Source organism: Flavobacterium sp. (assembly GCF_043778725.1).
Lineage (GTDB): Bacteria > Bacteroidota > Bacteroidia > Flavobacteriales > Flavobacteriaceae > Flavobacterium.
In genome coordinates this window covers 45,792-60,027 of sequence record NZ_JAYWFT010000068.1, presented here as the reverse complement: position 1 = coordinate 60,027, position 14,236 = coordinate 45,792, and the positions used below count along the sequence as shown (strand labels likewise).

Below are 14,236 nucleotides of genomic sequence, written 5' to 3'. Positions count from 1 at the left end.
TTAGTTTTTAGTTTTTTATCCATTTTGAAATAATATCTTCCAAAGCTTCTTTTATTATAGGTTTGGAAGCATAATCGTTCATGCCTGCTTCTAAGCATTTTTCCTTTTCACCAACAACCGTGCCAGCTGTTAAAGCTATAATTGGTAAGTGTTTTCCTTTTTTTGTTTTTCTAATTTCTTTAGTTGCTTCGTAGCCATTCATTATGGGCATTTGTATGTCCATTAATATTAAATCGGGTTGTAAAACGTTAAATTTATCTATGGCTTCTTTGCCGTTTTCTGCTTCGAAAATGCTTCCGTTTGGAACGATTTGTTTTATTAAAGTTTTGGCCAGCAGCATGTTTATTTTGTTGTCTTCTACAATTAGAACTTTAAAGTTTTCGTGGCCATAGTTTGCATTTATTCGTTCCTTTAAAATTTGTTCTTGATTATTAATTTCTTCGTTGATATTTTCATTAGATGTTTGTAAAATTACATCAAAATAGAAGTTGCTACCTATTCCATATTCGCTTTCTAAATCTAATTTACTACCCATTAAAGAGAGTAGTTGATTGGAAATTGTTAATCCTAGTCCTGTTCCTCCAAATTTTCTTGTAGTTGAGTTGTCTCCTTGTGAGAAGGCATTAAAAATTTGTTGTTGAAAATTAGTTTTAATTCCGATTCCTGTATCTTTTACAGAAAAATTTATTTTGTTGGTAGTTTTATCGATTGTTTGTTGGTTGGAAATGGACAAGATGACACTTCCGTTTTCTGTAAATTTAATTGCATTTCCTAGTAAATTGATAAGAATTTGTTTTAGCCTGATGTTGTCTGTATAGATATAAACAGGAACATTTTCATCAATTTTTAGATCTAGATTAAGTTTTTTAATATTTGTTTCATATTTAACTAGTTCTATTACTTGATTTACAAGATCGGTTACATTGTATTTTCTTATGTCTAGTTCTAATTTTCCTGATTCTATTTTGGAAAAATCTAGAATGTCATTAATGATTTCCATGAGTGATTGAGCCGATTCATTTATGGTATTCATGTAATTTTTTTGGATGGTTTCGAGGTTTGTATTTTTCAATAAATCTGTAAAACCAATAATGCCGTTAAGAGGTGTTCTTATTTCATGACTCATATTGGCTAAAAATTCTGATTTGGCCTTGTTAGCGGCTTCTGCATATTCTTTTTCTTTTATTGCTTCTTCGGCTTCCATTCGTTGGGTAATGTCTATAAAGATACCTACTACATTAATTATTTCGCCATTTTTTAAAATTGGTTCGCCAAATTCTTCTACCCAAATATGATGTCCTTTTTTATGAATTATTCTGTATATAAGATGTATTTTTTTCTTTTCAATAAACAATTCATTTGCTTTGTCATAAACAATATTCAAATCTTCTGGATGGACTAAATTTATATAATGAATTTTACTTTGTAGAAAATCGGATTTTGGATACCCTGTTAGTTTTTCAATTTCGTCGTTTAAATAAATTTTAGTCCATGTATCATCATATTTTGAAAGGTGAACTGATCCTGGAATATTGTTGGCTAGTAATCTAAATTTTTCATCACTTTCTTTAATAATTGACTCGTTTATGTTGCGTTCTATTGCTGACGAAATATTGTTTACTAAAGTTAAAAGTGTTGTAACTTCGTCTTCTGTCCAGATTCTTTCTTTTTCGGAATCATCAAAAACTATAAACCCATAAAAGCTTTTTTTAACTTGAATAGGTAAAAATAACACCGATTTAGACTTAAGTGCACTCAAGAAATCTCTTGTTGTGGTATCTTTTATTGCGTTTACAAAAGAGTTGAAAGTATTGTTTTGTTTTAGTACTTCAATTACTTCTGGAATTTTGCTATGGGCAACAGTTCTTAATTGCGGATTTATGGGCGTAATTGCATCTGTTTCACTTGTCCATCGTTGCTTTTGTTCTACAGTTTGATTGTTTTCATTGTTGATAAAAAACGACATTCTATCTGCTTTTGTAACTTTACCAATAGCATCTATTATTCCTTCAAATATGTCGTCGTTGTTTTTACTAATTAATACTTTGTCTGTAATTTTAGTTATTACACTCAATATTTCTGTTTTGTAAGCAAGTTTTTTTTCGGCTTCAAGCCTTTTATGGGTTTCCATTGAAATAGCAATAAAATCGCAAATTGATCTAGAGAAATTAATATCTTCTGTATCCCAATTTTTAATTTTTGTTGTAGATTCTATGCATAAAATTCCAATTAATTGTCCGTTAGAATATATTGGTGAATCTAACATTGACATAATATTATTTTTGGGAAAGTATTCTTTCCAAAATTCATTAGTTTCTAAATTTTTATAGACATCATTTGCAATAATTTGATTTTCTGTTTCTATTGCCTTAAAATAGTTGGGATAGTCTTTTTTATAAAGCACAAATCCTTTTTCAAAATAGTCTTTGTTGGCTATATATAACTCTGAACATTTTATTTTATCGGTATGGTAGTTCCAAAAACTTACTCTGTTTACATCAATTTTTTCGGCAACTATTTTAAGTACATATTTTAAAAATGCATCAAAACTTTCTTGGCTAGAAAAACTTTTTAAAGTAAGTTTATAGATAACATCATTATAGCGTCTTATTTTTTTTTCTCTTCTTAAACTTTCAATTTCAATATTTTTTACAACTGTAATATCTCTTGCAATAACTGTAAATCCAATAATTCTATTGTTTTCATTTCTTTTGGCAGATACATTTTGTGATAACCAAATGGTATTGTTGTATTTGTCTAAAACAGGAAGAATAAAGGTTGGATAGACATCAATATCTTTCAATAATTTATTGTAAAACTCTTGTGCTTTCTCTTTATAATCTTTTCTAATAAAAAAGGAAAAATGTTTTTTATACATTTCCTCTATCGAATACCCCATTATTTTTTCAGAATATTTATTGATATAGGTGTATTTTCCTGTTGTATCAGTTTCATAAATTATATCTGTGGCATTTTCTATAAGATTTCGATGTTGGTTTTGAATATGAATTTGTTCTGTAACATCTTGACCAATTCCAATTATTAAATTTTCATTAAATTTTTTATCCTTCCATTGAATGTATTTGAATTCTCCATTTTTGCATTTTAAACGTCTTACATACAGCCTGTTATCGGTATAATTGTTGTGGTATTCTTGACCTATAAATTCTGGATCTTCGGTGAGTTTCCAGAAATTCATTCCCAATACTTCTTGCGGTAAATAGCCTAAAAAATCTTTTACTTGATCGCTACAATATGATAATTCTCCTTTTTTATTGGTTGCTATAGTGATTGAATTTCCTTTATTTACGATTTCATTTGCAAATAAAAATTTGTTTTTGGTATTTACTAATGCAATGTGTCTAGCAGTGTGAATGGCTATAATTGCCAAAAAAGAATTGAATAGAATAATAACTAAATTGGTATTTATTAAATTTTGGTGGTACAAACTAATGGTGAAAAATAAAACTATAACAGAGAAAACCCAATACTGTATTAAACTTTTAAATGCATTATAGGCAAGAAAAAAAGTGATTATAAGTTCAATATATGATACTAGTTCAAAGCCTGAAAATAGTATTGAATAGAAGCTGTAACCAAAATAAAGTAGGTACAGAAATATGAAAATACAGTTTAAATAATTTTTTATTAAGTTGGTTTTGGTACTAATAAAATAGGTTATTACCAGTACGCCGCCAAAAATGCAATTGGGAATTAAAAATGAGGTTGCTCTCACTTTAAATATTTCAAAAATGAGTTCTACCAGAGGCAAAGTTATGCCCAAAAAAAGTAGGTAAAGGTTGTACTGTTGCTCTTTGGGTTCAAATTCTGAAAAATCATTTTCAAAATTTAATTGAAAATTGCGGGTTTTATCTGCTATTGTATAGATTAGGTATAAAACCAAAACAAGAACGGCAGCTAAAATCCAACCATTATTGTAAAAAAAAGTGAACGATGATTCTTTAATAAATAAAATGCAATAAATAAATTTCATAAAAGCACTATTCAATTTCACATTGAAAAAAAAAAGTACTGCTTTATTAGAGGTTAACATTGATATTATGTTAAAATTATCAAAGCAATATACAAATAATATTTAAATAAATTTACATTTAGAATAATTGTAGTATTTTTTTTAAAAATTTAAGTTTATTGCTGTAAGGTGCATATCTAAAAGGAATGTCTAGCCAAGTTGCTTTTTTTACTATTGCTTTTTGGTGCGAGAAGGCATCGAAACTTAATTTTCCATGGTAGGCTCCAATTCCGCTATTTCCAACGCCACCAAAAGGTAATTTATTATTAGAAAAATGTACTATAGTATCATTAATGCAACCTCCACCAAAAGAATATTTTTTTACTATTTCTTTTGCCCATCTTGTATTGTTTGAAAAAACATAGAGCGATAATGGCTTTTCATATCTTGAAATTATGGCATCAATTTCGCTTTCGTTTGCATAACTGATAATTGGTAAAATGGGTCCGAAAATTTCATCTTGCATGACCAAGCTTTCCAATTTAGATTCGTCCAAAAGGGTAGGCGCAATGTAACAATTGGATGCATTTGATTGTCCGCCACAAAGTACTTTTTCATTAATTAGAGAATCATGAAGACGTTGCCAGTTTTTAGTATTTACAATTCTCGCAAAATCGGGTGATTTTTCTGGATTTTCACCATAAGCGAGAATTATTTCTTCTTTTATGGCTGCACTAATTTTAGATTTTATTTTTGCATTTACCAATACATAATCGGGTGCAATACAAGTTTGTCCTGCATTAAGAAATTTTCCCCAAACAATTCTTTTGGCGGTTAATTTTATATTACAATTTGCATCAATAATACATGGGTTTTTTCCGCCAAGTTCTAATGTTATAGGTGTTAAAAATTGGGCTGCTGCTTTGGCAACCACTTTTCCAACGGCTACACTTCCTGTAAAGAAAATATAATTCCAACGTTGCAACAATAATTCTTGCGAAACTTCAATGCCGCCTTCTTTCACCATTACATGATTTTCATCAAATACTTCGGTAATTATTTTTTTAATTATTGACGATGTATTTAGTGTTAATTCGGACGGTTTAAGTACCACTTTATTTCCTGCAGCAATTGCGGCAATTAATGGACAAAGTGCCAATTGATAAGGATAATTCCATGGTGAAATTATTAAAACACTGCCATAAGGTTCGCTTAAAACATAATCTGACGATGGGAAATTAAAAATAGAAGCCGCGACTCGTTTGGGTTTTGCCCACTTATTTATGTTGTTTATGGTTTGTTTTAAATCGGAAATTACATAGTTTGTTTCAGTGATAAAGGCTTCAAATTCTGGTTTTTTAAAATCATTATACAAAGCCATAGTTATATCATTTTCATATTTGATAATAACATTTAAAAGTTGTTTTAACTTTTCTTTTCTGTAATTGACATTAAATTGGTAGTCCATTTTTAAAGAAATGCGTATCTAAAACCTGCATAAAAATCGCCTTGTTTGCTGTCGTTTATCAATGCCGTTACAATAGAACTTGAGCCAAGATAAAAGCCTGCAAGTCTAAAACCTATTCCGCCATTTAAACCAGAAATTTCGCTTTGTGTCCATGGCGAATAGACTTCAAAAAAGCCTAAATTTACTCTTGGAGTTATTGTAAAACTATTTTGAACCGAGATTTGATCGTTGGCATTATCATCATTCACTTTATGTTGAATATATCCAGTTATGTGTAAAGTTGAGATAATTTTCACATCGGCATAAGCAGAAAAAAGTGTAGGTAGTTTTACTTTAAAATCTTTTTTAGAGGGTACAATATTTAGATAACCTTGATTAACAAGTAGCGTTTCAATATCTTGAAGATTATCTATATTTTCAAATTGATTAAGGTTCAATCCAAGCGGTCGTGTTGGTGTTGATTGAATGTTAAGCTGATAATTGGTATTGTAATTATTATCATCTTTAAACGTCATAGCACCCATATTTCTCAATGCCAAACCAGCATTTATTATATATTTATTTAGATTTTTCTTCGGATTGGTTTCTGGTTTGTCTTTCCATTGAAAATTGACGCCAATATCTCCAGAAAAACCATTTAAACCGCCAAAAACGGATTGTGAATAATCACTAAAATTAGAAAAACTATTGGCCAATCCGCCCGAATAAGCAATATTTAAATTGGCTGTTGTGTTATTTAAATATACTTGACCAGCATTGTTTGTTATGGTACCTTGAAATTTATCTAATCCAAGATTGGCATACGATCCAGGAAAAAGAAGTTTGAAAGTTGCTCCAACATTTAATTTATATTTTTCTGTATCCAATAAATTTCTTGATAATGTAAATCCAACTTCACCCCAAGTTGTACCACTCAATCGTTGGTTGTAATCATTTTTTATCGTTGATGAACCAAAGATACTATTGGCTCCGGCATTAACCAATGCATCTCCAAGTCTTGGGTCAACATCAATAACGTCTAATCTTCCGTTGGCTTTCGAAGTAATAGCTAAACCCCATTTTTTATACTTCATAGCTACTCCTAAACCATAAATTTCAGTAGTTGCTCTTAAATTTACCGGTTCATTTCCTTTAAAGAGTAGGGTTTCAAAATCTGTATCAGAAAATAAATCGCTATAACCAACTTTATTATTAGAAACATTTACGCTCAATCCTACAAGATTTATTTCAAACTTATTAGACATATTTGCTAATTCGGCAGGATTTATAGATGTGCTCATAATTCCTACACGACTTGAAGTGCTTAATCCAGCAAAATGATCTTGGGAAAACCCCATAAAAGTTGTTAGTAATAAGGCAATTAAACTTGATTTTTTCATGTTTTTAAATTTTAGGTTAGGTAGTATAAAGGTAGGACAACTATTTAATAAACGAAAAAAATGTAGAAATAGTTTAAACCGCTTTCCAAATTACGTCATCTGGTGTTGGTGCAACAATTTCAATATTTTCTTTAGAAACAGGATGTATAAAAACCAATTTTCTGGCATGAAGATGTATGCCACCATCGGGATTGCTTCGGTCAAAGCCATATTTTAAGTCGCCTTTTATTGGACTTCCAACGGCTTGCAATTGTGCACGAATTTGATGATGTCTTCCAGTATAAAGATTGATTTCTAGAGCGAAATAATTATTTAATTCTTTTATAATTTTATAATCTAAAGAGGCCAATTTGCTGTCTGGAACTTCTCTAGAATGTGCTTTAGAAGTATTGTTTTTTTCATTTCTTTTTAGATAATGAATAAGTTTATCTTGGGTTTTGGGCGGTTTGTTTTTTACCACTGCCCAATAGGTTTTTTGAGTTTCTCTATTGCTAAAAAGTTCGTTTAAACGTGTTAGTGCTTTACTTGTTTTAGCAAAAACTACAATTCCGGTTGTTGGTCTGTCTAACCTGTGAACTACACCCAGAAAGACTTCGCCTGGCTTATTGTATTTTTCTTTAATATATTCTTTTACAACTTCAGAAAGCGGTTTATCGCCAGTTTTGTCGCCTTGTACAATATCGCCAACGCGCTTGTTAACCACAATGATGTGATTGTCTTCGTGAAGAATTTGGAGATTGGATTTATTGGAAACTATTTTTTCTGCCAAAATTGCTGTTTGCTAGTTACTAAATAATTAATTACTAATATTGCTCATTAGCATTAGGGAAATCTTTACTTTTTACATCGGCAACATAATTTCCAATTGCTTTTGTCATTTGATCGTATAAATCTAAATATCTTCTCAAAAATCGTGGACTGAATTCATTATTCATTCCAAGCATATCGTGAATTACAAGAACTTGACCATCAACACCGCCACCAGCTCCAATTCCTATTACTGGGATCGAAATACTTTGGGCTACTTTTTGGGCTAAGTGCGCAGGAATTTTTTCAAGTACAACTGCAAAGCAGCCTAGTTTTTCTAAAAGTTTGGCATCTTCCATTAATTTTTCTGCTTCTTCATCTTCTTTAGCACGTACAGAATATGTTCCAAATTTATAGATTGATTGTGGTGTCAACCCTAAATGTCCCATTACAGGAATTCCAGCGTTTAATATTTTTTTTATAGATTCTTTTATTTCGCTTCCACCTTCAAGTTTTACTGCATGTCCGCCACTTTCTTTCATAATTCTTATAGAAGAGCGCAATGCTTCTTTAGAGTCTGATTGGTAACTTCCAAAAGGTAAATCTACCACAACTAATGCACGTTCTATGGCGCGAACAACACTTGATGCGTGGTAAATCATTTGATCTAAAGTTATTGGCAACGTAGTTTCGTGACCAGCCATAACATTACTTGCAGAATCACCAACTAAAATCACATCTACACCTGCAGAATCAACAATTTTCGCCATTGTATAATCGTAAGCTGTTAGCATGGAGATTTTTTCGCCATTGGCTTTCATTTCAATTAATGATTTTACTGTAATTCTTTTGTAATCTTTTTTGGCTACTGACATTGAATATTATGTTTTAGATTTCAAATATTAGATTTAAAGCTGTAAAAGTAGTAAAACATATTCTTATGAAACAAAAAAAATGGATTTGATATAATTCAAATCCATTTTTAAAAAAGTTAAAAAATTAAATTTATTTTTTTAAATCTGTAAATTTCTCATCTGCAGCAAATGATGCATTTGTTTTTTCAACAACCAATTCTTTTGCAACTTTAAAATCGGCCGTTTTCTTGATGTTCAATGATGAAGATCCAACAGCTACTTTATACGAACCAGCTTCGGCAATCCAAGCATTTTTAGAAGTAATAAACGATGCTAAATCTTTGGGATTTAATGTCATTGTTAAAGTTTGACTTTCACCTGGTTGTAATAAATTGGTTTTTGCAAATGCTTTTAATTCAGATGTTGGTTTGTCAATAGATTTAGAAGGAGCAGATACGTATAATTCAACCACTTCTTTACCAGCTGTTTTTCCTGTATTTTTTACAGTTACCGTAACGTTTAATTTACCTACAAAAGAGCTTGAACTCAATTTAATATCAGAATAATCAAATGTAGAATACGATAAACCATATCCAAATTCGTAGGATGGTTTTACATTGAATGTATTAAAATATCGATATCCAACATAAACTCCTTCTTGGTAGGTTACACTTGTAGGGTTTTCTACTGGTGTTCCTATCCAGTTTTTAGTTGCTGCGGCATCCTCATAATTTACAGGAAAAGTCATTGTTAGTTTTCCAGAAGGATTTACCTTTCCAGAAAGAATATCGGCTACAGAGTTTCCTCCTTCTTGTCCTGGTTGCCATGGTAAAATAATAGCATCTACTTTGTTTTTCCAGCTAGCAGTTTCAATTACACCACCAATATTTAAAACAACTATTACTTTTTTTCCTTTTGCATGAAAAGCTTTAGAAACAGCGTCAATCAAGACAACTTCATCTGGAGCCAAATTAAAATCTGCATCTACTTTTCTATCGTCACCTTCACCTGAATTTCTTCCAATGGTTAGTAAAGCAATTTCCGATGTATTGGCTTTGTTTTCAATCATATCATTGCTTAACATCAATTCTTCTATACGCTTAGGCGAAGCCATTAATCCACCATTTTTTTCACGACGTTCTAGTTCTTTAGCTTTTTGATCTGCCGAATAAGGTTTGTATAAACCTTCTAAATCTTTATCGATAGAAAACCCAGAATTTGTTAATCCGTCAATTAGCGAAATAGTATAAGCTTCATTTACATCACCACTACCAGTTCCGCCAGAAATAAAATCGTATGAGGTAACCCCAAAAACTGCTAATGCTGTTGTTTTAGATGTTAATGGTAAAGCATTGTTATCGTTTTTCAATAAAATTGTTCCTTCTGCCGCAGCTTGTCTAGTAACTTCGGCATTGGCTTTAAGATTTGGTTTGTCAGAATATTTATAATTATTCATTGACGGCGATTTCATTACCAATTCTAATATTCGAGTTAAATCTTTATTTACATCTTTGGCAGCTAATTTTCCGCTTTTAATATTATCTAAAATAGCTTGTTTTTGCGTAGGCATTCCGGGCATCAATAAATCATTACCAGCCGATAATTGTGCGGTAACATTACTAACCGAATTGGGTGCAAATGGAGAATTTTTACCTCCAAAACCATCATATCCACCAAACCAGTCACTCATTACTAAGCCTTTAAAACCCCATTCGTCTCTTAAAACAGTTGATAATAAATCTTTTCTTTCAGAAGTATATGTTCCGTTAATTAAGTTATAAGACGACATTATTGTCCAAGGTTGCGCTTCTTTAACCGTAATTTCAAATCCACGTAAATAAATTTCACGCAACGCTCTTTCACTAATGTGTGCATTTACGCCCATTCTATTGCGTTCTTGGTTGTTCGCTGCAAAATGTTTTACAGAAGTTCCAACGCCATTAGATTGAATTCCGTTTACAATTGCTGCCGAAATTTTACCTGTAAGTAAAGGATCTTCAGAGTAATATTCGAAATTTCTACCACACAATGGATTTCTATGAATGTTCATTCCAGGTCCAAGTAAAACATCAACACCGTATTCTTTAACTTCGTTACCCATTGCTTTACCAACATTTTTTATTAAATCGGTATTCCATGTCGATGCTAAAGCCGTTCCAACAGGAAAAGCCGTTGCATAATAATTGTTGGTGTCGTTGTTTCTTTTAGGATTAATTCTTAAACCTGCTGGACCATCAGAAACTACTACTGTTGGAATTCCTAATCTTTTTAATTCATAAGTTCCGCCTGCAGCTCCTGGAACTTTTCCTTGAAATCCTTCCGATGTAAATTTAAAAGTTTTAACATCAAATCCTGGCATTCCAATTCCAATTAGCATGTTTGCTTTTTCATCGTCGGTCATTTTGCTAATCAAATCTTTAATTCGATCATTCATTGGAAGACGGTAATCTTCATATTTATCTAATTTTCCGTTTTTATTTAAATCAGAAAATGTAAATCCGTCTATAGTTATTTTTGGATTTTCGTCATCCTTCTTCAAATCGTTGTTTTTCCAAGCGACACTTGATATAACTAGCGCAGTTAACAGTGAAGTTTTAGCAATTTTTGATAAAATTGGTTTTTTCATTAGAGTTGATTTTATGGTTATTTGTTTTAATGCTTCAATATGAAGCAATATTAATTATTTTTTTTCGATATTTGTAAAAAAAGAGTACTTATTTTTATAATATCCTATTTTTAAATGTTAAAATAGCAATCAATTTTGTATTTTTGTAATCAATTTATGACAATGGAGTTTAGAAAAATAATAGAAGAAAAATCAGCTACAGCTTGGGAAATTTATATTCCAAATTTATCAATAGATTGTGTTGTATTTGGTTTTCATGATACAACATTAAAAGTTTTAGTTACAAAAATTAAAGATCAAAATTTGTGGGCTCTTCCTGGAGGTTATGTTTTAAAAACAGAAAATTTAAGAGATGGTGCTTCAAGAATTTTATATGATAGAACTGGGGCTAAAGATATTTATTTACAACAATTTAGAGTCTTTGGAGATTTAAATCGTTCGGAAGATTTTTTTGAAGGTTATCCCGATACTCTCTGGAACAAGCAACGGTTTATTTCAGTTGGATTTTATGCATTGGTTGATTTTTCTCAAGTAAATTTAGTGGTCGATGAAATATCTGATGCTTGCGAGTGGAAATCTATCGATGAATTGTCAGATTTTATGATGGATCATAAAAGTATTTTTGATAAAGCATTACTTACCTTGCGCAAACAATTAAATCATAAGCCAATAGGATATAGCTTGTTGCCAGAAAAATTTACAATGCCCGAATTGCAAAAATTATATGAAATTATCCTTGGAAAAAAATTAAACAGAGGCAATTTTTATAGAAAAATGCTTCGTTATGATATTCTTGAAAAACTAGATGAGATTAGAAAAGGTGGTGCTCATAAAGCTCCAGATTTATATAAATTTGATGTAAAGAAGTATCAAGTCGCTTTAAAAAATGGTTTAAACGAAGGTTGGTAGTTTTTTTATTAAAGTAAAATAAAATAAACAGTGTAGAATTCTTTCTCAAATCTTAGCATTAAGTTTAAAATTAAAAATCTGAAAATTAATAAAAATACCTACAAAATGGTTGACAATTTGTAGGTATCAAAATTTAAACACAATTGTAAGCAATAAATCAGTAGTTATACTAATTAATTTCTTCTCAAATAACCCTATTTACTACTCAGTCAATTTTTTTTCATTAGCAATTGCATCCCTTAAATTTTTCACTTTGTCATGATCCACTTTTAATAAAGCGTAATGTTTATTGAGCATGTCTTGATCTATAGTATTTGTATCTTGATGCTCTTGAATTAACTTTTTTTTGTAGGTTTCAAGTATCACATCTTCACCATATTCGCAAGAGTCAAGTATTGTTTCTCTGTCGTTATTAGTAAATGCTGCTTTAACATCCATCCAAACTCTAAAAAATTTATCAGTAGCTCTAGTTCCTTCATCTGGTGTTCCGCCAAGCTTTTTAACTTCTTCCACCAATTCTTTTCGATTTTGGACACTAGTTTCCATCAAATCTGAAAAAAGCATTTTCAAATCTGTTTCTTTTGCTTCAGCCTCTGCAGTTTTGTACCCTTCAATTCTATCATTATTAATTATAATTAATGAGTTGAATACTTCAATTTTTTTTTCGTTGTCCATTTTGTTTTAAATTTTAATGATTTTTAGAAGTGTAAAATTCTCAAAAACAAACAATTAATGTGTTATAAAAATCTTTGAATAATTTGTAATATTCACTGCTGTTTTTTAGGGTAGTTTTTTTTCTAATTATATTTTTATATACTTTTACATGATAATTTTTGGAATTAAAATTTATTTGTATTGAAAAATATCCTCATTATTGACGACGAAGAAAAACTTCGTGGACTTCTTGCAAGAATTGTAAAATCGGAAGGTTTTGATGTTATAGAAGCAGGCGATTTAAAATCGGGTTTCAAAAAGTTAGAAGCGAATGATATCGACGTAATCTTATGTGATGTAAAACTTCCTGACGGAAATGGTGTTGATTTTCTTGAAAAAATTAAGTCAAATTTTCCTTTGGTGGAAGTAATTCTTTTAACCGCTTTTGGCAAAATTGCCGATGGTGTTCAAGCCATGAAAAATGGCGCGTTTGATTATATTGTAAAAGGCGATGATAACGATAAAATTATTCCGCTATTATACAAGGCATTAGAAAAATCGGAACTGCAAAAGAAAGTTCAAAAATTAGAAAAACGAATCTCAGATAAATATTCCTTTGATACCATAATTGGAAAATCAAAAGCTTTAGAACAAGTTATTGACTTAGCCAAAAAAGTAGCTAAAACCGATTCGACTGTTTTACTTACTGGAGAAACTGGAACAGGAAAAGAAGTTTTTGCGCAAGCGATTCACGAAAATAGTACTCGAGTTGGAAAATCATTCGTAGCTTTAAACTGCAGCACATTTAGCAAAGAAATTCTAGAAAGTGAATTATTCGGACACAAACAAGGCGCTTTTACTGGAGCTTTAAAAGATAAAAAAGGTTTTATTGAAGAAGCTAATGGCGGAACTTTATTTCTTGACGAAATAGGAGAGATGCCCATTGATTTGCAAGCCAAATTACTTCGTGTTTTAGAAACCAACGAGTACATTCCAGTTGGCGATACGACTACCAAAAAATCCAATTTCCGATTAATTGCAGCCACAAACCGAGATTTAAAAACGGAAAGTGAAAACCATACTTTTCGTTCCGATTTGTATTTCCGATTGAATATTTTCGAAATTAAAATTCCGCCATTGCGCGAAAGAATAAAAGACATTTCACCTTTGACGAGTTATTTTGTCAAACAATTTTCTGAAAAAACCAATAAAAAACAATTACAAATCTCGCTAGATTTTCTTCAAAAATTAGAAGCTTATCATTGGCCGGGAAATGTTCGGGAACTAAAAAACATCATTGAACGCTCGGTTATTTTAGCGGATGAAATTTTAACTCAAGACGTTTTGCCTTATGAAATTCAGCATCAGCAAGATAATTCTAATAAATCAATGTCTGCTTTTTCAATGCAAAGTATTGAGAAATTACACATTCAAAAAGTATTGAATTATACCAAAGGAAACAAAGCGGAAACCGCAAGATTATTAGAAATTGGGATTGCTACTTTATATAGAAAATTAGACGAATACACTATTCAATAAGTACATTAAAATACTTCCAAAACGATAAAAGCCTATCAAAATGATAGGTTTTTTTATACCTAATTTTTGACACATAAATCACAAAAT

At 30.7% G+C, this 14,236-nt stretch carries 9 protein-coding genes; 2 read left to right on the top strand and 7 right to left on the bottom strand.

Annotated features, from left to right (window positions below):
- Positions 1-7: 7 nt before the first annotated feature.
- The 6 genes from ACH2CG_RS05950 to ACH2CG_RS05925 form a co-directional block, all read right to left on the bottom strand.
- Entirely contained in the window at positions 8-3,994 is a 3,987-nt protein-coding gene (locus ACH2CG_RS05950) for a PAS domain S-box protein (protein WP_395063180.1), read from the bottom strand.
- Positions 3,995-4,112: 118 nt separating this feature from the next.
- Positions 4,113-5,441, bottom strand: a complete 1,329-nt coding sequence (locus ACH2CG_RS05945) for an aldehyde dehydrogenase (protein ID WP_395063178.1) — start codon at positions 5,439-5,441, stop codon at positions 4,113-4,115.
- A gap of 2 nt (positions 5,442-5,443) precedes the next feature.
- The gene (locus tag ACH2CG_RS05940) at positions 5,444-6,820 is read right to left on the bottom strand and encodes a hypothetical protein (protein WP_395063176.1); all 1,377 of its coding nucleotides are present in this window, start codon (positions 6,818-6,820) and stop codon (positions 5,444-5,446) included.
- Between the two features lie 73 nt (positions 6,821-6,893).
- A complete protein-coding gene (locus tag ACH2CG_RS05935) occupies positions 6,894-7,589 on the bottom strand; it encodes an RluA family pseudouridine synthase (protein WP_395063174.1) in 696 nt (231 codons plus the stop codon).
- 34 nt (positions 7,590-7,623) lie between these two features.
- Positions 7,624-8,442 (bottom strand): 3-methyl-2-oxobutanoate hydroxymethyltransferase, encoded by an 819-nt coding sequence (gene panB, locus ACH2CG_RS05930; protein ID WP_395063172.1) that lies wholly within the window; start codon positions 8,440-8,442, stop codon positions 7,624-7,626.
- A 130-nt stretch (positions 8,443-8,572) separates the two neighbouring features.
- Positions 8,573-11,047: a glycoside hydrolase family 3 C-terminal domain-containing protein gene (locus tag ACH2CG_RS05925; protein WP_395063170.1), complete on the bottom strand. Its 2,475-nt coding sequence runs from the start codon at positions 11,045-11,047 to the stop codon at positions 8,573-8,575.
- A gap of 162 nt (positions 11,048-11,209) precedes the next feature.
- Between ACH2CG_RS05925 and ACH2CG_RS05920 the strand changes: the two genes are divergently transcribed.
- Complete coding sequence (locus ACH2CG_RS05920; RefSeq protein WP_395063168.1) at positions 11,210-11,956, top strand: NUDIX domain-containing protein; 747 nt, start codon at positions 11,210-11,212, stop codon at positions 11,954-11,956.
- A gap of 201 nt (positions 11,957-12,157) precedes the next feature.
- Here the strand turns inward: ACH2CG_RS05920 and ACH2CG_RS05915 are convergent, their stop codons facing one another.
- Positions 12,158-12,631, bottom strand: coding sequence for a PA2169 family four-helix-bundle protein (locus tag ACH2CG_RS05915; RefSeq protein WP_395063166.1), 474 nt, complete (start codon positions 12,629-12,631; stop codon positions 12,158-12,160).
- A gap of 180 nt (positions 12,632-12,811) precedes the next feature.
- Between ACH2CG_RS05915 and ACH2CG_RS05910 the strand changes: the two genes are divergently transcribed.
- Positions 12,812-14,149 (top strand): sigma-54-dependent transcriptional regulator, encoded by a 1,338-nt coding sequence (locus tag ACH2CG_RS05910; protein WP_395063165.1) that lies wholly within the window; start codon positions 12,812-12,814, stop codon positions 14,147-14,149.
- The last annotated feature ends 87 nt before the right edge of the window (positions 14,150-14,236 follow it).